General features: G+C 75.2%; 22 protein-coding genes. 14 read left to right on the forward strand and 8 right to left on the reverse strand.

Annotation, left to right across the window (positions count from 1 at the left end; genetic code table 11):
• The first annotated feature begins 13 nt into the window (after window positions 1-13).
• The 4 genes from BKA21_RS10465 (at window position 14) to BKA21_RS10480 (ending at window position 1,944) form a co-directional block, all read left to right on the forward strand.
• On the forward strand, window positions 14-481 hold the full coding sequence (locus tag BKA21_RS10465) for an arsenate reductase ArsC (RefSeq protein WP_140458138.1): 468 nt from the start codon (window positions 14-16) through the stop codon (window positions 479-481).
• 70 nt (window positions 482-551) lie between these two features.
• Entirely contained in the window at window positions 552-1,139 is a 588-nt protein-coding gene (locus BKA21_RS10470; protein WP_239072863.1) for a universal stress protein, read from the forward strand.
• On the forward strand, window positions 1,130-1,570 hold the full coding sequence (locus tag BKA21_RS10475; protein ID WP_308439086.1) for a fluoride efflux transporter FluC: 441 nt from the start codon (window positions 1,130-1,132) through the stop codon (window positions 1,568-1,570). The genes BKA21_RS10470 and BKA21_RS10475 overlap by 10 nt, the downstream gene beginning before the upstream one ends.
• Window positions 1,567-1,944, forward strand: coding sequence for a fluoride efflux transporter FluC (locus BKA21_RS10480; RefSeq protein WP_140458139.1), 378 nt, complete (start codon window positions 1,567-1,569; stop codon window positions 1,942-1,944). Before BKA21_RS10475 ends, BKA21_RS10480 begins: the two co-directional genes overlap by 4 nt.
• Before the next feature lie 30 nt (window positions 1,945-1,974).
• Here BKA21_RS10480 and arsM read toward each other — a convergent pair whose 3' ends face one another.
• Window positions 1,975-2,709 (reverse strand): arsenite methyltransferase, encoded by a 735-nt coding sequence (gene arsM, locus BKA21_RS10485; protein WP_140458140.1) that lies wholly within the window; start codon window positions 2,707-2,709, stop codon window positions 1,975-1,977.
• Between the two features lie 103 nt (window positions 2,710-2,812).
• On the opposite strand from arsM, the gene BKA21_RS10490 reads away from it, so the two are divergent.
• The 4 genes from BKA21_RS10490 (at window position 2,813) to BKA21_RS10505 (ending at window position 7,134) form a co-directional block, all read left to right on the forward strand.
• On the forward strand, window positions 2,813-3,199 hold the full coding sequence (locus BKA21_RS10490; protein ID WP_140458141.1) for an ArsR/SmtB family transcription factor: 387 nt from the start codon (window positions 2,813-2,815) through the stop codon (window positions 3,197-3,199).
• 78 nt (window positions 3,200-3,277) lie between these two features.
• Window positions 3,278-4,855, forward strand: coding sequence for a peptide chain release factor 3 (locus BKA21_RS10495; protein ID WP_140458142.1), 1,578 nt, complete (start codon window positions 3,278-3,280; stop codon window positions 4,853-4,855).
• Window positions 4,856-4,885: 30 nt separating this feature from the next.
• A complete protein-coding gene (locus tag BKA21_RS10500) occupies window positions 4,886-6,565 on the forward strand; it encodes a ribonuclease J (RefSeq protein WP_239072862.1) in 1,680 nt (559 codons plus the stop codon).
• A 95-nt stretch (window positions 6,566-6,660) separates the two neighbouring features.
• Window positions 6,661-7,134, forward strand: coding sequence for a CoA-binding protein (locus tag BKA21_RS10505; protein ID WP_140458143.1), 474 nt, complete (start codon window positions 6,661-6,663; stop codon window positions 7,132-7,134).
• Window positions 7,135-7,143: 9 nt separating this feature from the next.
• On the opposite strand, the gene BKA21_RS10510 is transcribed toward BKA21_RS10505, so the two are convergent.
• Window positions 7,144-7,329, reverse strand: coding sequence for a hypothetical protein (locus BKA21_RS10510; RefSeq protein ID WP_179625353.1), 186 nt, complete (start codon window positions 7,327-7,329; stop codon window positions 7,144-7,146).
• A 13-nt stretch (window positions 7,330-7,342) separates the two neighbouring features.
• Between BKA21_RS10510 and BKA21_RS10515 the strand changes: the two genes are divergently transcribed.
• The gene (locus BKA21_RS10515; protein ID WP_179625354.1) at window positions 7,343-7,789 is read left to right on the forward strand and encodes a hypothetical protein; all 447 of its coding nucleotides are present in this window, start codon (window positions 7,343-7,345) and stop codon (window positions 7,787-7,789) included.
• Between the two features lie 102 nt (window positions 7,790-7,891).
• On the opposite strand, the gene BKA21_RS10520 is transcribed toward BKA21_RS10515, so the two are convergent.
• The 6 genes from BKA21_RS10520 to BKA21_RS10545 form a co-directional block, all read right to left on the reverse strand.
• Window positions 7,892-9,118 (reverse strand): BaiN/RdsA family NAD(P)/FAD-dependent oxidoreductase, encoded by a 1,227-nt coding sequence (locus BKA21_RS10520; RefSeq protein ID WP_140458144.1) that lies wholly within the window; start codon window positions 9,116-9,118, stop codon window positions 7,892-7,894.
• A 130-nt stretch (window positions 9,119-9,248) separates the two neighbouring features.
• Window positions 9,249-10,103, reverse strand: a complete 855-nt coding sequence (locus BKA21_RS10525; protein ID WP_140458145.1) for a glycerophosphodiester phosphodiesterase — start codon at window positions 10,101-10,103, stop codon at window positions 9,249-9,251.
• Complete coding sequence (locus BKA21_RS10530) at window positions 10,100-11,476, reverse strand: ABC transporter substrate-binding protein (protein ID WP_140458146.1); 1,377 nt, start codon at window positions 11,474-11,476, stop codon at window positions 10,100-10,102. The genes BKA21_RS10525 and BKA21_RS10530 overlap by 4 nt, the downstream gene beginning before the upstream one ends.
• A gap of 129 nt (window positions 11,477-11,605) precedes the next feature.
• Window positions 11,606-12,535 (reverse strand): carbohydrate ABC transporter permease, encoded by a 930-nt coding sequence (locus BKA21_RS10535; protein WP_140458147.1) that lies wholly within the window; start codon window positions 12,533-12,535, stop codon window positions 11,606-11,608.
• Window positions 12,532-13,482: a carbohydrate ABC transporter permease gene (locus BKA21_RS10540; RefSeq protein ID WP_140458148.1), complete on the reverse strand. Its 951-nt coding sequence runs from the start codon at window positions 13,480-13,482 to the stop codon at window positions 12,532-12,534. Before BKA21_RS10540 ends, BKA21_RS10535 begins: the two co-directional genes overlap by 4 nt.
• A gap of 332 nt (window positions 13,483-13,814) precedes the next feature.
• The gene (locus tag BKA21_RS10545; protein ID WP_140458149.1) at window positions 13,815-15,338 is read right to left on the reverse strand and encodes an alpha-N-arabinofuranosidase; all 1,524 of its coding nucleotides are present in this window, start codon (window positions 15,336-15,338) and stop codon (window positions 13,815-13,817) included.
• A gap of 148 nt (window positions 15,339-15,486) precedes the next feature.
• On the opposite strand from BKA21_RS10545, the gene BKA21_RS10550 reads away from it, so the two are divergent.
• The 5 genes from BKA21_RS10550 to BKA21_RS10570 all read left to right on the forward strand — a co-directional run bounded on the left by BKA21_RS10550 (window position 15,487) and on the right by BKA21_RS10570 (window position 21,641).
• Window positions 15,487-16,500 (forward strand): LacI family DNA-binding transcriptional regulator, encoded by a 1,014-nt coding sequence (locus BKA21_RS10550; RefSeq protein WP_140458150.1) that lies wholly within the window; start codon window positions 15,487-15,489, stop codon window positions 16,498-16,500.
• 107 nt (window positions 16,501-16,607) lie between these two features.
• Window positions 16,608-17,054, forward strand: a complete 447-nt coding sequence (locus BKA21_RS10555) for a YciI family protein (protein WP_140458151.1) — start codon at window positions 16,608-16,610, stop codon at window positions 17,052-17,054.
• 96 nt (window positions 17,055-17,150) lie between these two features.
• The gene (gene cofG / locus BKA21_RS10560) at window positions 17,151-19,607 is read left to right on the forward strand and encodes a 7,8-didemethyl-8-hydroxy-5-deazariboflavin synthase CofG (RefSeq protein WP_239072861.1); all 2,457 of its coding nucleotides are present in this window, start codon (window positions 17,151-17,153) and stop codon (window positions 19,605-19,607) included.
• Complete coding sequence (locus tag BKA21_RS10565) at window positions 19,604-21,103, forward strand: flavin-containing monooxygenase (RefSeq protein ID WP_140458153.1); 1,500 nt, start codon at window positions 19,604-19,606, stop codon at window positions 21,101-21,103. Before cofG ends, BKA21_RS10565 begins: the two co-directional genes overlap by 4 nt.
• Before the next feature lie 115 nt (window positions 21,104-21,218).
• Window positions 21,219-21,641 carry a PPOX class F420-dependent oxidoreductase gene (locus tag BKA21_RS10570; protein WP_239072860.1) on the forward strand — a complete coding sequence of 141 codons (423 nt, stop codon included), beginning with the start codon at window positions 21,219-21,221 and terminating at the stop codon, window positions 21,639-21,641.
• Window positions 21,642-21,673: the final 32 nt, after the last annotated feature.

Here is a 21,673-nt window from a genome sequence, read left to right on the forward strand (position 1 = left end):
ACGAGGAGCGACCATGACCGGAACGACGACCACCACCGAGACCACCGGCACCGGGACCACCACCGGCACCGACCGCCCCAGCGTCCTGTTCGTCTGCGTGCACAACGCGGGCCGCTCGCAGATGGCCGCCGGGTTCCTCACCGCGCTGTCCGGCGGTGCCGTCGAGGTCCGCTCCGCGGGCTCCGCGCCCGCGGACCAGATCAACCCCGCCGCCGTCGAGGCCATGCTCGAGCTCGGCATCGACATCCGCGCCGAGAAGCCCAAGGTGCTCACCACCGAGGCCGTCCAGGCGTCCGACGTCGTCGTCACCATGGGCTGCGGCGACACCTGCCCGTTCTTCCCCGGCAAGCGCTACGAGGACTGGGTGCTGGAGGACCCGGCCGGCCAGGGCGTCGAGGCGGTCCGTCCCATCCGCGACGAGATCCGCGCCCGCATCCTCACCCTCCTCGGCGAGCTGGGCGTCACCGCCGTCGAGCTCTGACCCACCGACCACGGTCGGCCCGCCGCCCCACCGCGCGGGCCGACCAGGTGCGGGGCATATCGTCGGGCACGTGCCACGAGCGGGTGCCGAGAGCGGCGGGGCGGGAGACGTGGAGGCGGCGATGGTCCGGCAGGTCCCCCAGCCCGGCGACGAGCGCATGGTCGAGCCGCGGGGCCACCCGCTGGTCGTCGGCGTGGTGCCCGGGCAGCCGGCGCTCGTGCTCCGCACCGCCGCCGCGTGGGCCGCGGCCACCGGCGGCGCGCTGCACTGCGCGTACGCGGACCCCTCCCGGCACGTCGTGGAGGAGCACCCCGACGGGTCGGTGCGGCACGCCCCTGTCGACGCCGACGCGGACGACGACGGCTGGCGGTCCCGCGAGGCCGACCTGCGCGCGGCCTGCGAGGAGGTGCTCGCCGGCACCGGGGTCACGTGGCACGTGCACTACCTGGCGGGGCGCCCGGACCGGGCGCTGACGCACCTGGCGCGCGCCGTCGACGCCGCCGCGTTCGTCGTCGGCACCCGGGCGCCCGGGGCCGGCGCGCGCATGCGGGAGATGGTGGAGGGATCGGTCGCCGTGGGGCTGGCCCGGCACCAGCACCGGCCCGTGCTCGTGGTGCCGCTGCGGGTCGTGGACTGGTCGGAGCGGGCGTGGCGGTGAGCACGCCGCGGCCCGCGCACCGCCGGTGGGGCCTCGTGCTGCTCGTCGCCGCCGGGGGCGCGGTCGGCAGCACCGCCCGGTACGCGCTGAGCAGCGCCGTCGGCCCGTCGGACGGGTGGCCCGTGGCCACGACGGTGGAGAACGTCGTCGGCGCGTTCGCGCTCGGCCTGCTGCTGGAGGCGCTGCTGCGCCGCGGGCCGGAGGACGCCTGGGCGCGCCGCGTGCGCCTGGGGCTGGGCACGGGCGTGCTGGGCGGGTTCACGACGTACAGCACCCTGGCCCTGGAGACGGAGCGGCTGCTCACCGCGGGACGCCCGGGGCTCGCGGCCGCGTACGCGCTGGTCAGCGTCGCCGCCGGAGCCGTCGCGGCGCTCGCCGGCATCACCGTGGCGGCACGCCGCGCCCGGGCCGGCGCGGAGGACGCCCGGTGACGGCCGCCCTGCTCGTCGCGGTGTTCGGCGGGCTCGGTGCGGCGCTGCGGTTCGTCGTCGACGGCGAGGTCCGCCGCCGCTGGACGGGGGCCTTCCCGCTCGCGACGGTCGTGGTCAACGTGACCGGCTCGCTGCTGATCGGCCTGCTCGTCGGCGCGCAGCTGCACCTGGGGCTCGGCCCGCCGTGGTTCACCGCCGTGACCACGGGGCTGTGCGGCGGGTACACGACGTTCTCGACCGCGTCGGTCGAGACCGTCCGGCTCGTCCAGGCCGGCGAGGTGCGCGCCGCCTGGGCCAACGCCCTCGGCAGCCTCGTGCTGTGCGTCGCGGCGACCGCCGCCGGGATCGCCCTGGTCACGCTCGCCGCCCGCTGACCGCCCCGGGGTCTCCCCCGGGGCAGCCGGTCAGGCGGGCTTGCGGGCGCGGACGATCGCGCCGTGCATGCCGTCGGCGACCTCGTGGGTCAGCTCGACCTCGGCGTCGAGGAAGCCCGCGTCGGCCAGGTGCGCCAGGTACTCCCCGCGCGAGAGCGCACCGGCGATGCAGCCGGTGTACGACCCGCGCTCGGCGCGCTCGGCGGGCGTGAGCCGGTCCTCGGCGACGACGTCGGAGATGCCCAGGCGGCCGCCGGGGACGAGCACCCGGAACGCCTCGGCGAGCACGGCGGGCTTGTCGGGCGAGAGGTTGACGACGCAGTTGGAGATGACGACGTCGACGGTGGCGTCGGCGAACGGCAGGTCCTCGATGGTGCCGCGGCGGAACTCGACGTTCTCGGCCCCGGCACGGGCGGCGTTGGCCCGCGCGAGGTCGAGCATCTCGTCGGTCATGTCGACGCCGTACGCGAACCCGGTGGGGCCGACGCGGCGGGCCGAGAGCAGCACGTCGATGCCGCCGCCGGAGCCGAGGTCGAGCACGCGCTCCCCCGGGGCGAGCTGGGCGACGAGCATCGGGTTGCCGCAGCCGAGCGACGCGGCGAGCGCCTCGGCCGGCACCTCGTCGGCGTCCTGGGCGTCGTACAGGCCGGCGCCGAACCGGCCGTCGAGCGTGAGCGTCTGCGCGGCGGGGCCGCAGCACCCGCCCCCGACGCTGCGTGCGGCCTCGGCGTACCGGGCCCGGACCTGCTCACGGATGTCGTCCATGACACTCCCCTTCGGATCGATGGATGTCGATGCCCTGACCCTGCCACTGCCATCGACATCCGTCAATATCGACACCCATGGATGTGTGGGTCATGATGGGCGCATGCCGCGCGCCCTCCTGCCCCTGGCCGCCTCCGGGTGCTGCACGCCCGTCACGGGCACCCCGGTCACGGCCGACGAGGCCGAGGGGCTCGCCCGCACCCTCAAGGCCCTCGCCGACCCCGCCCGGCTGCGGCTGCTCTCGCTCATCGCCGCGCACGACGGCGGCGAGGCGTGCGTCTGCGACCTCACCGAGCCGCTCGGCCTGAGCCAGCCGACCGTCTCCCACCACCTCAAGGTGCTCACCGACGCGGGCTTCCTCACCCGCGACAAGCGCGGCGCCTGGGCGTACTACGCGCTGGTCCCGTCGGCCGTCGCCGACGTCACCGACCACGTGCTGGCGCACCTGCCGACAGCGACCGCGGCCGGCCCCGCGGACGGGCACCGGTAGACTCGGGCCGCCGAGGCGTTCGCCGGCGAGCTGCGTACCCGAGATCGCCCGCCGGCACGACGCGACGGAAGAAGGCAGTTGAGCACCGAGGACCACGAGGGCGCCCCCGCGCCGCGGCGCAGCATCGCCGTCATCTCCCACCCCGACGCGGGCAAGTCGACGCTCACCGAGGCGTTGGCGCTGCACGCCCGGGCCATCAGCCGCGCCGGGGCCGTGCACGGCAAGTCCGGCCGCGCCGGCGTCGTCTCGGACTGGCAGGAGATCGAGCAGCAGCGCGGCATCTCCATCTCGTCCGCCGCGCTCCAGCTGCGGTTCGAGGACACGGTCATCAACCTGCTCGACACCCCGGGCCACGCGGACTTCTCCGAGGACACCTACCGCGTGCTCACCGCGGTGGACTGCGCGGTCATGCTGCTCGACGCGGCCAAGGGCCTCGAGCCGCAGACGCTCAAGCTGTTCGCCGTGTGCAAGGCGCGCGGCGTGCCCGTGCTGACCTTCGTCAACAAGTGGGACCGCCCCGGCAAGGAGGCGCTCGAGCTCTGCGACGAGATCGAGCAGCGCACCGGCCTGGTCGCGACCCCGGTGACGTGGCCCGTCGGGCACGCGGGCGACCTGCGCGGCCTGCTCGACCCGACCACGGGCGCCGTCACCACGTACCACCGCGCCCCGGGCGGCGCGACGCTCGCCGAGGAGCGCCACCTGACGCCGGACGAGGCCACGGCCGAGCTCGGCGACGTCGTCGAGGACGCGCGCGACCAGGCCGGGCTGCTGCCGGAGGTCGACGTCGAGTCGTTCCTCGCCGGGCGCACCACGCCGCTGATGTTCGGCGTCGCGCTCACCAACATCGGTGTGCACCAGCTGCTGGAGAACGTCGTGAGGCTCGCCCCGGCGCCCGGCCCGCGGCCGACCGCCGACGGCGGCGTGCGCGAGGTCGACGCACCGTTCAGCGGCGTGATCTTCAAGGTGCAGGCCGGCATGGACCGCCAGCACCGCGACCAGGTGGCGTTCCTGCGCGTGCAGTCCGGCGTCTTCGAGCGTGGCGCGCCGGTGATCCACGCGCAGACCGGGCGCACGTTCGCCACCAAGTACGCCGCGACCGTCTTCGGCCGCGACCGCGAGGTCATCGACCTCGCCTACCCCGGCGACGTCGTCGGCCTGGTCAACGCCACGTCGTTGGCCGTCGGCGACACGCTGCACGACCCCGACGGGCCTCCCGTGCGGTTCCCGCCGATGCCGGCGTTCGCGCCCGAGCACTTCGTCACCGCACGCGCCGCCGACCCCGGCCGGGCCAAGCAGTTCCGCAAGGGCATCGCCCAGCTCGCCCACGAGGGCGTCGTGCAGCTGCTGATCTCCCCCGACCGCGGCGACGGCGAACCGGTGCTCGGCGCCGTCGGCCCCCTGCAGTTCGAGGTCGTCGGGTTCCGCATGGAGCACGAGTTCAACGCCCCGCTGCGCACCCAGAGACTGCCCTACGAGATCGCCCGCCTCGTCACCGGATCGGACGCCGAGCTGCTCGCCGGCGCCCGCAACGTCGAGGTCGTCACCCGCGCCGACGGGGCCCGGCTCGCGCTCGTGCGCGACCGCTGGCACCTGGCGGCGCTGCGCCGCGAGCGCCCCGCACTGGAGCTTCCCGAGCTGCTCGTCACGCCGTCCTGACGGAGCGTGACCACCTGAAGGAGTACACCCATGAGCCGTAGCACCCCGGGCCGCCTGCCGGCCCTCAACCCCCGCGCCATGCGCATCACCCCGCTCGGCGGGCTGGGCGAGATCGGCCGCAACATGACGGTCGTCGAGCACGCCGGCCGCCTCGTGATCCTCGACTGCGGCGTGCTGTTCCCCGAGGAGGAGCACCCCGGCGTCGATGTGATCCTGCCCGACTTCTCGTCGCTGGCCGGGCGTTGGAAGGACATCGACGCGATCGTCCTCACGCACGGGCACGAGGACCACATCGGCGGCGTGCCGTACCTGCTGCGCGAGCGCCCCGACATCCCCGTCGTCGGCTCGCGCCTGACGCTGGCGTTCATCACGTCCAAGCTCACCGAGCACAAGATCGTGCCCAAGACCGTCGAGGTCGCGGCCGGCGACCGGCGCAAGGTCGGTGCGTTCGACCTCGAGTTCGTCGCGGTGAACCACTCGATCCCCGACGGCCTGGCCGTCGCGGTGCGCACCCCCGCGGGCATGATCGTCGACACCGGCGACTTCAAGATGGACCAGTTCCCGCTCGACGGCCGCCTGACCGACGTGCGGCACCTGTCGCGGCTCGCCGACGAGGGCATCGACCTGTTCCTCGTCGACTCCACCAACGCCGAGGTGCCCGGGTTCACCATCTCCGAGCGCGACCTGTCCCCCGCGATCGGCGAGGTCTTCGCCTCGACGCGGCGGCGCGTGATCGTGTCGAGCTTCGCCAGCCACGTGCACCGCATCCAGCAGGTCGTCGACGCGGCCGCCGCGCACGGCCGCAAGGTCGGCTTCGTGGGCCGCTCGATGGTCAAGAACATGCGGATCGCGCAGGAGCTGGGCTACCTGACGGTCCCCGAGGGCGTCGTCGTCGAGCCCGACAAGCTCGACAAGCTGCCCGACCACCAGGTGACGTTCGTGTGCACGGGCTCGCAGGGCGAGCCGCTGGCCGCGCTGTCGCGGATGGCGCGCGGCGAGCACCAGATCGAGGTGGGCGAGGGCGACACCGTGCTTCTCGCGTCGTCGCTGATCCCGGGCAACGAGACCGCGATCTACCGCGTCATCAACCGCCTCACGGACCGCGGCGCGCGCGTCGTGCACCGCGGCAACGCCCGCGTGCACGTGTCCGGCCACGCCAGCGCCGGCGAGCTCGTGTACCTGTACAACACGCTGCGCCCCCGCAACGTCATGCCGATCCACGGCGAGGCCAAGCACCTGCGGGCCAACGGCGACCTGGCGCTGAGCACGGGCATGGCGCCGGAGAACGTCGTGGTGGTCCGCGACGGCGCCGTCGTCGACCTGATGAACGGCAAGGTCAAGGTCGTCGGGCAGGTCTCCGCCGAGGAGGTCTACGTCGAGGACGGCGTCGTCGGCCGCACCGACGAGCGCCTGCTGGCGCAGCGGCGCGCGCTGCGCGACGGCGGCGTCGTCACGGTGGTCGCGGTCATCGACAGCACCGCGGGCACGCTCGCCGAGCCGGTCGAGCTGCTGAGCACCGGCGTCGTGCACGCCGCCGACGCCCAGGGCGCCGTGGACCGCTCGGTGCGGACCGCGCTGTCCAAGGCCACCCCGGCCACCCTCACCGACACCGACGCGCTCGACATGCTGGTGCGCCGCGCCGCCGAGCGCGTGCTGCGCCGCCGCGGCGGGCCGCAGCCCGTGGTCGTCGCCGTCACCGTCGAGGCCTGACGCCCGCTGCGCACGGGACGTCGGTCCCGTGCGCAGCGCCCGGCGACGGAGCAGCGTGGGCGACGGCCACCGCACCCCGTCCGCAGGGGGACACCATGAGGACCGCCGACGCCGCGCACGACTTCCTCGCCTGCCGGCGGATCGCCGTCACCGGCGTCTCGCGCACGCCCGGCAGCCACGGCAGCGACGTCGTCTACGAGCGGCTGCGCGACCACGGGTACGAGGTGTTCGCGGTCAACCCGAACGCCGAGACCGTCATGGGCGACCCGGCCTACCCCGACCTGCGGTCCATCCCCGGCGGCGTCGAGGCCGTCGTCGTGGCCACCGCCCCCCGGCACGCGGGCGCGACGGTCGCCGAGGCCGTCGACCTCGGCATCACGAAGATCTGGATGCACCGCTCGATCGACGCCGGCAGCGTCGACCCCGACGCGGTCGCGTACGGGCGCGAGCACGGCGCCACCGTCATCGACGGCGGCTGCCCGCTCATGTTCGGCGACGTCGCCGACGGCAGCCACCGCGTCATGTGCCGCCTGCTCACCCTCCTGGGCCGCGTCCCCCGCTCCGTCTGACCAGCGCCGTCACGGCGCGACCGCCTCGACGAGGGGGGCCCAGGCCGCACGCACCTTTGCGGGGAGCACCAGGTCGGGCCACAGGTCCACCAGGAGCGCGCCGTCGACCATGCCGAGGATGTCGTCCGCGGTCCCCTCGGACAGCACCAGCTCGTACGCGCGGGCACGCTCCCGACGGACGGCAAGGTCGAGCACCGGACCAGCTGACGTGCAACGGCAACGTGATCCGCGCGAACGCCCGGTCGAGGGGCAGCCGCGGCAGCCGGTCGGGGACGGCGACGGTCCGACCACGGCCGGAGGCGACGTCGGTGAAGTGCACCACGGGCTCGCTCCGGAGCTCGTGCCCGGCTACCGCGAGCACACGTTCGGCGGTCGTGATCGTGGGTGCCTTCCGGCCGGACTCGAATGCCGACAGCGTCGCGCGCGACGTACCCGCGCGCGCACGACAGCTCTGGACCGGGCGGCTGACATGATCAGAATCGCAGCGACCCTCGTCCTGATCACGGCAAGCCTGGCGGCGTTCGGCTCGATGATCATCCACGCGACGACACGGGAGAACCCCGAGACCCGTGAACGCGCCCGCGCGTGGCGCGCAGCGGGACTCACGGCCGTGGGAATCGCTGTCGTCGCCGCAGTCGTCCGGCTGCTCACCTGAGCTGCCGCGAGGCACGTCGGTGCGTCGCACGTCCCTCCTGCTGCCAGGGCCAACGCCTCACTCACACCCCGCCCGGCGCAGCGCCCCCGTGGGCCACCCCAGCTAGGTCCGGGCCTGAAAGCCCAGCTGGCGCGCGGCGGCGCGGCCGGCGACGACACCGGTGCTGAACGAGGCCTGGAGGAGGTAGCCGCCGGTGGGGGCCTCCCAGTCGAGCATCTCGCCAGCGAGGAACGTGCCGGGGACCGCGCGCAGCATGAGGTCGTCGTCGACCTCGGACCACGCGACGCCCCCGGCGGTGGAGATGGCGCGGTCGATCGGCATGGTGCCGGTGACCTCGACCGGGACGGCCTTGATGAGGGCTGCAGCCTCGGCGGCGGTGGCGGGCAGCGCGCCCGCGGCCTCCCACAGCAGCGCCGTGCCGACGGGGTCCAGGCCGACGGCGCGGCGCAGCCACGTCGACGCGGACTCCTTGGGGCGGCGGCGGGCCAGCCGGTCCTCGAGCTGGGCGGCGGTGAGGTCGGGGCGCAGGTCGACGCGCAGGTCGCAGCGCCCGTCGGCGTCCAGGGCCTGGCGGATCGTGGCGCCGATCGCGTAGACCGGGCCGCCCTCGACCCCTCCCGCCGTCACCATGGCGTCGCCGCGGGCCACGCGGCCGGGGTGGCCGTGCACCGTGAGCGCCACGTTCTTCAGCGGCGTGCCGGCGAAACGCTCGGCGAACCGCTCCCCCCAGCCCACCCGGACGCCGACGTTCGCGGGCCGCAGCGGCGTGACAGCGATGCCGCGCGCGGTGAACGGCTCGACCCAGCCGCCGTCGGAGCCGAGCCGCGGCCACGACGCACCGCCCAGCGCGATCACGGTCGCGTCCGCCGTGACCTCGAACGGCACGCCGTCGGCGCCGGTGAACCGGAGCGCACCGTCGGGCGACCAGCCGGTCCAGCGCTGCCGCGTCTCGATGCTCACCCCGAGGTCCGCCAGGCGGGCCAGCCAGGCGCGGTACAGCGGGATCGCGCGGAACGCCTGCGGGAAGACCCGGCCGCTCGACCCGACGAACGTCGGCTCCCCCAGGCCCTCGCACCACGCGCGCAGGTCGTCGGGGCCGAACACGTCCAGCACAGGGGCGATGCGCCCGGCCGACGCGCCGTACCGGGCCACGAAGCGGGCGCGGTCCTCGCTGTGCGTGAGGTTCAGGCCACCGTTGCCCGCGACCAGCAGCTTGCGGCCCACCGACGGCATCCGGTCGTGGACCGTGACGGCGACCCCGGCGCGGGCCAGGACCTCCGCGGCCATGAGGCCCGCGGGTCCGCCGCCGACGACGTGCGCGGTGCCCATCAGGTGCGCGGTGCCCGTCGGGTGCGGGGCGCCCGTCGGGCCGGGCGGGCGGGCAGGGCGGGCGGCACCCGGTGAACATAGCCGACGGCGCGGACCCCGCAGCGGGGCCCGCGCCGTCGGTCGTGCGGTGCTACGCGACGACCGTCACGTCGTCCGGTCCGAGCCCGTCCCGCCCGTCGCCCCTGGCGTCGATCGCCGGGGTGTCCAGCGCCGTCGTGTCCAGCACGGCGACGTCCGGGACGGCGGACAGCGCCGGGGCGCGCGCCGCGAGCCAGCCGACCAGGCGGTCGGGGCGGTCGGTGATGATCGCGTCGACCCCCAGCTCGAGCGCCTGCTCCCACTGGTCGGGCTCGTCGAGCGTCCACACCATGACCTGCAGGCCGGCGGCGTGCAGACGTGCCACGACGTCCGGGTGCAGCACGAGCAGCAGCCCGTGCGGGTTGCACGTCATGACGTCGAGCTCGCGGCACGTCTCGAGCAGGTCGTCTCGCACCTCGCCGATGAGCAGGCCGCGACGCAGGCCGGGAGCGACGTCCCGGAGCGCGGCGACCGTCTGCGGCCAGAAGCTCTGCACGACCACCCGGTCGCCGAGCCCCGCGGCCAGCACGGGGTCGGTGACCTTGCGGACGTCGTCGGGCGTCCAGGCGTCCTTGAGCTCGATGAGCAGGTCGATGCCCGGGCGGTGCAGGAGCAGGTCGAGGACCTCGTCGAACGTCGGCACCCGCTGCCCCGCGTACGCGGGCGCGAACCACGCGCCGGCGTCGAGGGCGCGCACGGCGGCGAGGTCGGTGGCGTCGACGCGCCCCGTGCCGTCCGTCGTGGCGTCGAGCGTGTCGTCGTGGATCACGACGACGTGCCCGTCAGCGGTCAGCTGCACGTCCAGCTCGATCGAACCGGCGCCCGCCGCCCACGCCGCCTCGAAGGCGGCGAGGGTGTTCTGCGGCGCGACGGACGAGTTCCCGCGGTGCGCGACGACCAGGGTCACAGGTAGGGCTCCACGTTCTCACGGTACGCGGTCTCGATGTCCGGCGTGATCTGCTCGAACGCCGTCTTCGGGTCGGTGCCCCGCAGGACGATCTCCTCGATGCCCTCGGTGAGGATCTGGTCGGCGCCGGGCACGAACACCCGGATCCAGTCCTGCGACCGGGCCTTCTCGCCGAGCTGGTCGACCGCGGTGCGGAACTGCGGGGTCTGCTCGTACACCGCCTGCATCTCCTCGGACTCGATGGCCGAGGTGCGCACGGGCATGTAGCCGGTGTTCTGCGAGAAGTACGCGGTCTGCTCGGTGTCGGTGATGAACTGCAGGAACATCGCCGCCGCGAGCTGCCGCTCCGGGGTGCGCGAGGCCGGGATCGCCAGGCCGGTGCCGCCGGTCGGCACGCCGCCGCCGTCGGGGCCGTCGGGCAGGAACGCCGTGCCGACCTCGAAGTCCGCCGCGTCGAGGATGCCCTTGAGGGAGCCCGTCGAGCCGATCGTCGCCGCGACGACGCCCGCGGAGAAGTCGACGGTGGAGTCCTCGGAGACCGTGGCGATCGCGTCGTCGCCGTGGAACAGGTCGCGCAGGAACTCGCCGCCGGCGATCGCCTCGGGGGTGTCGAGCGTCGTCTCCCACTCGTCGGAGTACTGGCCGCCCTGGCCCCAGATCATGTTCTCGAACCACCACGCGGCCCACGACGGGCCGGTCGACAGGCCGAACGGCTTGGAGTCCGCGGCGACCTGGCCCTCGAGGTCCGCCGACCACTCGGCGAGCTCGGCCCACGTCTCGGGGCCGCGGTCGGGCAGGCCGGCGGCCTCCCACATGTCCTTGTTGTAGTAGAAGAGCGGCGTCGAGCGCGCGTACGGCGCGGCCCAGTGCTGACCCTCGTACTCGTAGTCGCCGTAGAACGCCGAGACGTAGTCGTCGGTGTCGGAGCCCAGGTGCTCGAAGACGTCGTCGAGCGGCATGATCTGGTCGTTCAGGTGGTAGCGGAACCACCAGACGTCGGAGGAGATGACCAGGTCGGGCAGCGCGTCGGTCTGCGACGCGGCCTGGAAGCGCTGGGCCACCTCGTCGTAGTTCGCGCCGGCGGTGACGAGGTTGACCGAGATCTCGGGGTGCTCGGCCTCGAACCGGGCGATGAGCTCCTCCTCGACCTCCTGCGACGCACCCGGGTGGTTGCTCCACCAGGTGATCTCGGAGGCGGGCTCGACCTGCGACCAGTCGACGGACTCGGTCTCGCCGGCCTGGGTCTCGCCGTCCGAGGCGAGGCCGGGCGCGGTGCAGGCCGTGAGCGTCAGGGCGCCGACGGCCGCGAGCGCGCCGAGCACGAGGGTCGACGGACGCCGCACGCGGCGGCGGGTCGGCACGGGGTGGGACACGGGTGTCTCCTCGGGTGTGGTCGTGCGGGGTGGGACTGCGAGGTGGTCGCGCACGGCTGGGGGCGCGCGCGACCGGCCGGGCCGTGCGGCCCGGGGTCGGTGGCCGGGCGGGTGCCCGGGTCGTCGGCGTCAGCCGGTGACGGCTCCGGTGGTCAGGCCGGCGACGAGCCGGCGCTGCAGGAGCAGGAAGACGAGCAGGATCGGCAGGGTCACGACGACGGTCGCGGCGAGCAGCACGCCCCAGTTCGTCATGCCGTCGATGTTCTGCAGGAGGGTCAGGCCGACCGGCAGGGTCATCTTGCGGGCGTCGTCGACGACGAGGAACGGCCACAGGTAGTCGTTCCACTCGGTGACGACCGAGACGAGGCCGACCGCGGCGACCGTGGGCAGGGACATCGGGACGACGAACCGCCACAGGCGGCGCCAGTGCCCGGCGCCGTCGAGCTCGGCGGCCTCGAGCACGGAGGCCGGCAGCGAGAGGAAGTGCTGCCGGAACAGGAAGGTGCCGAACGCGCTGGCCAGGCCGGGCACGAGGATCCCCTGGTAGGTGTTGAGCCAGCCGAGGCTCGCGACGAACGTGTAGTTGGGGATGATCGTGATCTGCGGCGGGATCATGAGGGCCGCGATGACGACGTAGAACACGGTGCGCCGGAACGGCACGTCGAGGAACACCAGGGCGTAGGCGCAGCACAGGCCGAGGACGACCTTGAGGCCCGCGCCGACGATCGTGAGGCCGACGCTGTTGGCGAAGAGCTGGCCGAGCGGGACGGTGCCGGCGGCCTGCGCGTAGTTGGCCAGGTCCAGGCTCTCGGGCAGCCACTGCAGGGGCAGGCGGTACAGCTCGTCGGGGGCCTTGAGGCTGGCGAGCAGCATCCACAGCAGCGGGGCGCCGAGGACGAGCGAGGCCAGGGTCATGGTGACCCAGCCGGTGGCGTCGAGGAGCAGGGCGCGGGGCGTGCGGCGGCGGGCGCCGGGGGCCGTGGGACGCGGGGCGGGTGCGGGCGGGCGGGGCGGCCCGGCGGCGTCGGCGGCCGGGCGGGGGGCGGTCTGCACGCTCATGCGTAGTGCACCTTCCGCTCGAGGTGGCGCATCTGGACCGCGGTCACCGCGAGGAGCAGGACGAAGAGGATCGTCGCGCCGGCCGACGCGTACCCGGCGCGGCCGTTGACGAAGCCCTCCTGGTAGATCTGGTACATCAGCGTGGTCGTGCTGCCCAGCGGCCCGCCCTGCGTCATGGCCTTGATGACGTCGAAGGACTGCAGCGACGCGAGCATCATGGTGACGAGCAGGAAGAAGCTGGTGGGCGCGAGCAGCGGCAGCACGACCGAGCGCAGCGTGCGGGCGGGCGTGGCGCCGTCGAGGGCGGCCGCGTCGCGCAGGTCCTGCGGCACGCCCTGCAGCCCGGCCAGGTAGATGAGCGCGACGTAGCCGAGGTTCTTCCACAGGTAGACCACGACGATCATGACCAGCGGCCACGGCTCGGCCGTGTACCACTGGGGCGACGTGGCGCCGAACCACCCGAGCACGGTGGCCATGAGCCCGTACCGGGGGTCGAAGATGAACAGCCAGAGGATGCCGACGGCGTACCCGGACAGCACGTAGGGCGCGAACGCCACGGTGCGGGCGAGGCCCCGGCCGGGCAGGCGGCGGTCGAGCAGCAGCGCGAGGCCGAGGCCCAGCGCGAGCGCGCCGCCGACGGTGACGACCGTGAACACGGCGGTGGTGGTGAGCACCTGCGCCGTGGAGTCCGCCGTGAACCACTCGACGTAGTTGCCGAGCCCGACGAACCGGGCGACGGGCGAGCCGAGGTTCCACTGCATGGTCGACAGGTAGAAGCTCTCGACCAGCGGCTTGTAGACGAACAGGACGAGCAGGGCGACGTTCGGGCCGGCGAGCAGCGCGAACCAGCCCAGCGCGCGGCGGCGCCGGGTGGTGCCGGTGCGCCGGGGCGCGGGGCGGGGCGGGGTGACGGCGCCGGTGCCGGGTGGTGCGAGGACGGCGGCCATGGGTGTGTCTTCCGTGCGGGCTGGGGGTCCGGCGCCGGGGTGACCGGCGCGGGCGGTGCGGGAGGGTCCGCGCACCGGGTCCGACCGCCGTCCGGGTGCTCCCCGGGGGTGGTCCGACCTCGCCGAACGTAGCCACACCGAACCGGACGAACCGCCCGCCAGCGGGAACGTTGCAGGCCTGTTCGACCAACGTTCACGCAGGTCACCGAGCCGTCAGCCGCTCGTCGCCCCACGCCCTCCCGGCCGCCACGCGCCGGTCACCCCGCCGTCACCCTCCCGCACCGGGTGCCCGGCGCGGCCCCGCGCGCCGCGGCGCGGGACCGCACCGCACGTCAGGCGAGGGCGAGCTGCACCGTCACGTAGGAGTGCGCGGGCAGGTCGACCTCGAGGCCCTGCGGGTGCGGGCGCACGCCGGTGTGCGGCGCCGGGGCGACGGCGTCCGGGTGCTCGGCCGTGTTGTGCGCCTGCAGGGCGGGGGCGGTGAGCACCTGGGCGGTGTGCCCGGTGACGTCGCGGCCCCGCAGGTCGAGCACCACGGTCGTCGCCTCGTCGGCGTCGAGGTTCGACAGCGACACCAGCGCGGAGTCGTCCTTGGTCGACGCGGACGCCGAGAGCAGCGGCACCTGCGCGCCCTCGACCGTGCGGGTGGGGACCTCGCCCTTGAACCGGACGTCGAGCGCACCGGCGTCGTGGTGGCCCGTGTTCATGGCGAACACGTGGTACGTGGGGGTGAGCACGAGGGCGCCGGTCTCGGGGTCGGTGAGGAGCATCGCCTGGAGCACGTTGACGGTCTGGGCGATGTTCGCCATCGAGACCCGGTGGGCGTACCGGTGGAAGACGTCGAGGTGCACACTGGCGACGAGGGCGTCGCGCAGGGTGTTCTGCTGGTACAGGAAGCCGGGGTTGGTGCCGTCCTCGACGTTCCACCAGGTGCCCCACTCGTCGACGACGAGGCCGATGCGCCGCTCGGGGTCGTACGCGTCCATGACGTTGGCGTGGCCGCGCACGAGCTCCTCGATGCGCCGGGCCCGCTTCATGGTCACGTACCAGTCGTCGGTGCTGAACCGGGTGGCGTCGCCCTTGTCGTCCCAGTCGCCGTTGATCGTGTAGTAGTGCAGCGAGACGCCCTGGAAGAACCCGCGCGGGTCGCAGCCGCAGCCGAGCTTGGACGAGACCTTCATCAGCGCCTCGGTCCAGGCGTAGTCGTCGGAGTTGGCCCCCGCGGCGATCTTGTAGACGGTGTTGTCGCCGTGGTTGCGCACGTAGGTGGCGTACTGGCGGGCCAGGTCGGCGTAGTGCTCGGCGGACATGTTGCCGCCGCAGCCCCACGGCTCGTTGCCGATGCCGAAGAACGGCACCGTCCACGGCTCGTCGCGCCCGTTCTGCCGTCGCAGCGCGGCCATCGGGGAGTCGTCGCCGCGCGTGAGGTACTCGACCCACTCGCTCATCTCGCGCACCGTGCCGGAGCCGACGTTGCCGTTGACGTAGGGCTCGGCGTCGAGCATCTCGCACAGGTCCATGAACTCGTGGGTGCCGAAGGAGTTGTCCTCGACGACGTCGCCCCAGTGGGAGTTGACCATGCGCGGCCGCTGGTTGCGGGGGCCGATGCCGTCGCGCCAGTGGTAGTCGTCGGCGAAGCAGCCGCCCGGCCAGCGCAGGTTGGGGATGCGGATGGCGCGCAGGGCCTCCACCACGTCGGCCCGGATGCCCCGGACGTTCGGGACGGACGAGTCCTCGCCCACCCAGAAGCCGCCGTAGATGCAGCGGCCGAGGTGCTCGGCGAAGTGGCCGTAGACGTGCCGGCTGATGGTGGCGCCGGGCAGGTCGAGGTCGATGACGGCGGTGAGCGTGGGCACGGGGCTCCCTGGCTGGACGAGGGGGTGCCGGTGCACGCCCCGGGGACGCGCACGCCGTGCTGTATCGATACACCACAGTGTGCAGGTCCGAATATGCTCGGGACCGCACCGGCCCGTCAAGGGGCCGGGCAGGACCGGGAGGCACGCGATGAGGTCAGGGGGCGTCCCCACGCTCAAGGACGTCGCGGCCGCCGCCGGGGTCTCCGTCATGACCGCCTCGAACGCCGTCAACGGCCGCCCCCGGGTCGCGCCCGCCACCCGGCAGCGCGTCCTCGACGCCGTCGACGCGCTCGGCTACGAGGTCAACCTCACGGCCCGCCGGCTGCGGGCCGGCCGCAGCGGCACGATCGCCCTCGCCGTGCCGCGCCTCGACCACCCGTACTTCGGCGACCTCGCCGCCCGGTTCGCCACGGCGCTGGCACCCGGCGGCCGCCACCTCGTGCTGGAGCAGACGGGCGCCTCCAAGGAGGGCGAGCTCACCGCGCTGTCCCAGGCCCGGCTGCAGATGTACGACGGGGTGCTCCTGTCGGTCGTCGGGCTCCAGCACGCCGACGTCGACCGTCTCCAGGGCGACCTGCCGATGGTGCTGCTCGGCGAGCGGCCCATGCCCGCGCGGTTCGACCACGTCATGCTCGGCAACGTCGAGGGCGCGCGCCTGGCCACCGCGCACCTGCTGGCCCGGGGGGCCCGCCGCGTCGCGGTGGTCGGCGGCGCGCTCGACGAGGAGCCCGGCGTCTCCAGCACCCGCACCCAGGGCTGGCGCGAGGCCCACGAGGCCGCCGGCGTCCCCGTCGACGAGCGCCTGGTGCTGCCCGCGCCCGCGCTGGAGATGGCCGAGGGCCGGGCCGCCGTCGACCGCGCGCTGGCCGAGGGGCTCGCGCTCGACGCCGTGTTCGCGGTGACGGACCAGGTGGCGATGGGCGCGCTCGCCGCGCTGCACAGCCACGGGCGGTCCGTGCCGGGCGACGTGCAGGTCGTCGGCTTCGACGCGCTGAGCCTCGGCGAGCACCTGTGGCCCGCCCTGACCACCGTCGACCCGCGGCACGACCTGCTCGTCGAGCACGCGCTGCGCCTGCTCGACCGGCGCGCGTCGGGCGACCGCGCCGACCCCGAGCACCTCGTGCTGCCCGTCCGCCTGCTGGAGCGTGCGAGCACCCGCTGACGCCCGTGCGCGGACGGTGTCGAGATCGCGCACGCCCGCGCGTCATGACCGCGAGGGTCCGGCCGACCCGACGGCGCCGCCGTCCCGCCGGGCCCGGAGGAGAGGCCATGCCCCGCTACCTGATCGGCGTCACGTTCGCCCCCGGCGACGACCCCGCACCGATGGACCGCTGGTCGGCTGCCGAGACCACCGCCCACCTGGCCCACTACGACGCGCTCAACGACGAGCTGCGCGCGTCCGGGGAGCTGGTGTCGCTGACCGTCCTGACCCTGCCCGACCGCGCCCGGGTCGTCCGCTCCGACGGGCGCGCCACCGAGGTCGCCGACGGCCCGTTCGCCGAGGTCCACGAGTGGCTGGCCGGCTTCCACGTCGTCGACGTCGCGGACGAGGCCCGGGCCGTGGAGATCGCCGCGCGCGTGTCCGCCGTGCCCGGGCGCGGCGGCGAGGCGACGCGGCAGCCGGTGCACGTGCGGCCGTTCCCGACCACGGCACCGACCACGGCCGAGGAGATGGACGGGTGGCTCGCCGACCGGGGCGGCAGCACGGGCGCCTAGGATGGCCGCGAGTCCGCAGATGGGGCCTGGTCCTGGGTCCCCGCAAGGGCCTGGACTGGGCCCGGCCGTCGTCCCCGACCCCGCCGAGGCCTGCCCGTGCGCACTCCGCTCCCCTCCCCCGTCCCGCCGCCCGCGCCCGCCGCCGTGGCGGACGCGCTGGCCGCCGTCGCGGACGGCACCGCCCCGGACGCCGCGACCGCCGAGGTCCTGCTGCACGCCCGCGGCGACGACCTCGACGCGCTGCTCGACGCCGCCGGTCGCGTCCGCGACGCCGGGCTCGCCGCCCGCGGGCGCGCGGGCGTGGTCACGTACTCGCGCAAGGTGTTCGTGCCGGTCACGCACCTGTGCCGCGACCGGTGCCACTACTGCGTCTTCGTCGACACCCCCGGCGGGCTCGCGCGCCGCGGGATCGCGCCGTACATGGAGGCCGACGAGGTCGTCGCGCTGGCCGCGCAGGGGGCGGGGCTCGGCTGCCGGGAGGCGCTGTTCACGCTCGGCGACCGGCCCGAGGACCGCTGGCCCGCAGCCCGGGAGTGGCTCGACGCCCGCGGGTACGCCTCCACCGTGGAGTATCTGCACCACCTGGGCACGCGGGTGCTGGCCGAGACGGGCCTGCTGCCGCACATGAACCCCGGCGTCATGACGTGGGGCGAGCTGCAGCGGCTGCGGCCCGTGTCGCCGTCGATGGGCATGATGCTGGAGACGACGTCGCGCGACCTGTGGGCGGTGCGCGGCAACGTGCACTTCGGCTCCCCCGACAAGGACCCCGCGGTGCGGCTGCGGGTGCTGGCGGACGCGGGCCGCTCGCGCGTGCCGTTCAGCACCGGCCTGCTGCTGGGCATCGGCGAGACGTACGCCGACCGCGTGCAGACCGTGCTGGCGATCCGTGACGTGCACGCCCGGTTCGGGCACGTGCAGGAGACGATCGTGCAGAACTTCCGCGCCAAGCCCCGCACGGCCATGCAGGGCGCCCCCGACCTCGGCACGCAGGAGTACGTGGCCGCCGTCGCGGTGACCCGCCTGCTGCTCGGCCCCGACGCCGTGGTCCAGGCGCCGCCCAACCTCACCGACGCCGGCGAGCTCGCGCTGCTGCTGCGCGCGGGCGTCGACGACTGGGGCGGGGTCAGCCCGCTCACGCCCGACCACGTCAACCCCGAGCGGCCCTGGCCGCACCTGGACGACCTCGCGCGCCTGACCGCAGCGAGCGGGTTCACGCTGCGCCAGCGGCTGACCGTGCACGCGCCGTTCGTGCGCGACCGCGAGCGCTGGCTCGACCCGGCGCTGCACGCGCACGTCGCCGCGCACGCCGACCCGACGGGCCTCGCCGACGAGCAGGCGCCCGTGCGGGGCGTGCCGTGGCGGCCGGTCGTGCTGGCCGGCACGGCGGTGGTCGGGCCGGGCACGGGCAGGCCGGGGACGGGCGGGCCTGCGGTGCTCGTCGACGACGTGCGCCGGGCGCTCGCGCGCGCCGAGGACGACCCCGCGGGGCTGACGGACGCCCAGTACGCGACGCTGCTGGGCGCGGACGGCGCCGACCTCGACGCGCTGACGGTGCTGGCCGACGCGGTGCGGGCGGACGTCGTCGGCGCGGAGCTGACGTACGTGGTGAACCGGAACCTGGACGCGACGCTGTGGCGGGGGGACGGCGACGAGCGGCCCGACGCGCTGGGGCCGGCCGAGGTCGCCGCGCTGGTCGACGAGGCCTGGTCGCTCGGCGCCACGGAGATCTGCGCGCAGGGCGCCGTCCCGGTGTCGGCCGGGCCCGAGGGGTACCTCGACCTGGCCCGGGCGGTCAAGGCGGCGCGGCCCGGGGTGCACCTGCACGCGTTCCGGCCCGCGGAGGTCGACGACGGCGCGCGACGGACCGGGACGACGCGGGCGACGTACGCGGCGGCGCTGCGGGACGCGGGCGTGGACACCGTGCCCGGCACGGGGGCGCGGATCCTCGACGACGCGCTGCGGGCGGTGCTCTCGGACGGGCAGGAGGTGTCGGTCGCGGACTGGCTGGACCTGGTCGGGACGGCGCACCGGGCGGGTCTGCGGTCCACGTCGACGCTGGTCTACGGGCACCTCGAGGGCCCGGAGCACGTGGTGCGGCACCTGCGCCTGCTCGCGGCGCTGCAGGACGAGACGGGTGGATTCACCGAGCTGATCCCCATGCCGTTCGTGCCGGGCGACGCGCCGGCGCACGTGGCGCGCCGGACGCGGGGCGGGCCGTCGCCGCGCGAGACGCGGGCCGTGCACGCGGTGGCGCGCCTCGCGCTGCACGGGCGGGTGGACCACGTGCAGGCGGCCTGGCCCAAGCTCGGGGTCGACGGGGCGCTGGCGGTGCTCGCGGGCGGTGCGGACGACCTGGGCGGGGTGCTGCTGGACGGGACGCTGCGCCCCGACGCCGGGCCGGAGCAGGGCCTGCAGCTGACGGAGGCGGACGTGGCCCGGGTGGCCGCGACGCTGGGGCGGCGCGTGCGGCGGCGGTCGACGACGTACGGCACCCCGACGAGCACGGCGGAGCCGGTGGCGGCGCGGGTCGCCGCACCGGGGTCGGCCCGGTGAGCGCGCCGACGGTCGAGCGGCGGGCGGTCACGGCCGCGCCGCGTGCCACGTCCGCCGACGTCGTGGTCGTCGGGGCCGGGATCGCGGGGATCGGCCTGGTGACCCGGCTGCGGCGCGCGGGCCTGACCGACGTCGTGGTGCTCGAGCGCGCGGACGACGTGGGCGGCACGTGGCGCGACAACCGGTACCCCGGGGTCGCGTGCGACATCCCGTCGCACCTGTACGCGCTGTCGTTCGCGCCGCACGCGGGGTGGTCGCGCACGTACGCGCCGGGCGCCGAGATCCAGGAGTACCTGCGCACGGTCGCGCGCGACGAGGGCGTGCTGGACCACGTGCGGCTGGGCAGCCCGGCGGAGCAGATGGTCTGGGACCCGCACGCGGGCCGGTGGCACGTGGACACCCCGACGGGCCGGGTCGACGCGCGCGTGCTCGTGCTGGCCACGGGCCGGCTGACGGAGCCCCGACTGCCCGCCGTGCCGGGCCTGGGCGCGTTCGGCGGTCCGGTGGTGCACTCCGCGCGGTGGGACGACGACGTGCCGGTCGACGGTGCGCGGGTGGGCGTCGTCGGCACGGGGGCCTCGGCGGTGCAGCTCGTGCCCGCGCTGGCGGGCCGCGCGCGCGAGCTCGTGGTGCTGCAGCGGTCGGCGCCGTACGTCGTGCCCCGCGAGGACCGGCCGTACAGCGCGGCCGAGCGGGCGGCATTCGCGGCCGACCCCGGGGCGATCACGGCGCTGCGGGAGCGCGAGGCCGCGGTGCTGGAGCCCGGGCACGCGGCGCGGCGGCGGGAGCCGGAGGCGTCCGCGGCGCTGCGCGGACGCGCCCTGGACCACCTGCACGCGCAGGTGCCGCCCGGTCCGCTGCGGGACGCGCTGACCCCGGACCACGAGGTCGGCTGCAAGCGCGTGCTGCTCTCGGACGACTACTACCCGGCGCTGCGCCGCCCGCACGTGCGGCTGCACCCCTCGCCGCTGGCCCGCGTCGGGCCCGGGCACGTGGTGGCGGCCGACGGCGCGGTGCACGCGCTGGACGTGCTGGTGCTGGCCACCGGGTTCGCGGCGGCGGACCCGCCGTACGCGCCGCGGGTCCGGGGCCGCGGCGGGCGCACGCTGGCCGAGCACTGGGCGGACGGCATGACGGCGTACGCGTCGACGGCGGTGCACGGGTTCCCCAACATGTTCCTCGTCGACGGGCCGAACGCGGCCCTCGGCCACTCGTCGGGCGTCGCGCTCATCGAGGCGCAGATCGACTACGTGCTGGGCGCGGTGCGGCACCTGACGGCCCCGGGCGCACCGGTGCTCGAGGTGAGCGCGCAGGCGGAGGCGGCGTACACGGCGCGCATCGACGCGATGGCGCGCGGCACGGTGTGGATGACGGGGTGCCGCTCCTGGTACGTGGACCCGCGCAGCGGGCGGCTGACGCTGCTGTGGCCCGGCACCACGCAGGAGTTCCGGGACGCCAACGGCACGTTCTCGCCGGAGCCGTACCTGGTCCGGTGAGCGACGGGCGTGGGAACGGTCGTCCGACGTCCACGGCGCCCCCCCTGTGCTCATCCGCGTCGACACACGTCGCAGGAGGGTTGACTCCGCGCAGACGTCAGACGAGTATCCCGCCGTGCCCCCTCCCGCACCCGATCCTGTGCCCGGTCCCAGCCCTGAACCGCTCCTCGCCCTCGGCGACGAGACGTACGTCCAGCTCGTGACCTTCCGCCGCTCCGGCACGCGCGTGCCCTCACCCGTCTGGGTGGCCCGCGACGGCGACGCGCTCGTCGTGACGACCGACGGCGAGAGCGGCAAGGTCAAGCGCCTCGCCCACGACCCGCGCGTCGAGCTGAGACCCTGCACGATGCGCGGCCGCGTCGACCCCGCGGCGCCCGCGGTCCGCGCGCGGGCGCGGGTGCTGACGCCCGAGGAGGCCGGGCCGTCCGCCGATGCGGCGCTCGCGCGCAAGTACGGGTGGCGGTACCGGGCGATCGCGGTCGTGGAGAGGCTGCGCGGCCGGGCACCGGACCGCGTGCTGCTGCGCATCGAGCGCTGACGCCGGCGCGTCGGGCGCCGGCGACGCCGACC

This window comes from Cellulomonas oligotrophica, assembly GCF_013409875.1.
Classification (GTDB): Bacteria; Actinomycetota; Actinomycetes; order Actinomycetales; family Cellulomonadaceae; genus Cellulomonas; species Cellulomonas oligotrophica.

What these genes read in the sequence shown, in the direction of transcription:
- BKA21_RS10465 (WP_140458138.1), top strand. Translation starts at nt 14, where the DNA reads ATGACCGGAACGACGACCACCACCGAGACCACCGGCACCGGGACCACC.
- arsM (WP_140458140.1), bottom strand. Translation starts at nt 2,709, where the DNA reads ATGGACGACATCCGTGAGCAGGTCCGGGCCCGGTACGCCGAGGCCGCA.
- BKA21_RS10490 (WP_140458141.1), top strand. Translation starts at nt 2,813, where the DNA reads ATGCCGCGCGCCCTCCTGCCCCTGGCCGCCTCCGGGTGCTGCACGCCC.
- BKA21_RS10500 (WP_239072862.1), top strand. Translation starts at nt 4,886, where the DNA reads ATGAGCCGTAGCACCCCGGGCCGCCTGCCGGCCCTCAACCCCCGCGCC.
- BKA21_RS10505 (WP_140458143.1), top strand. Translation starts at nt 6,661, where the DNA reads ATGAGGACCGCCGACGCCGCGCACGACTTCCTCGCCTGCCGGCGGATC.
- BKA21_RS10520 (WP_140458144.1), bottom strand. Translation starts at nt 9,118, where the DNA reads ATGGGCACCGCGCACGTCGTCGGCGGCGGACCCGCGGGCCTCATGGCC.
- BKA21_RS10535 (WP_140458147.1), bottom strand. Translation starts at nt 12,535, where the DNA reads ATGAGCGTGCAGACCGCCCCCCGCCCGGCCGCCGACGCCGCCGGGCCG.
- BKA21_RS10540 (WP_140458148.1), bottom strand. Translation starts at nt 13,482, where the DNA reads ATGGCCGCCGTCCTCGCACCACCCGGCACCGGCGCCGTCACCCCGCCC.
- BKA21_RS10550 (WP_140458150.1), top strand. Translation starts at nt 15,487, where the DNA reads ATGAGGTCAGGGGGCGTCCCCACGCTCAAGGACGTCGCGGCCGCCGCC.
- BKA21_RS10555 (WP_140458151.1), top strand. Translation starts at nt 16,608, where the DNA reads ATGCCCCGCTACCTGATCGGCGTCACGTTCGCCCCCGGCGACGACCCC.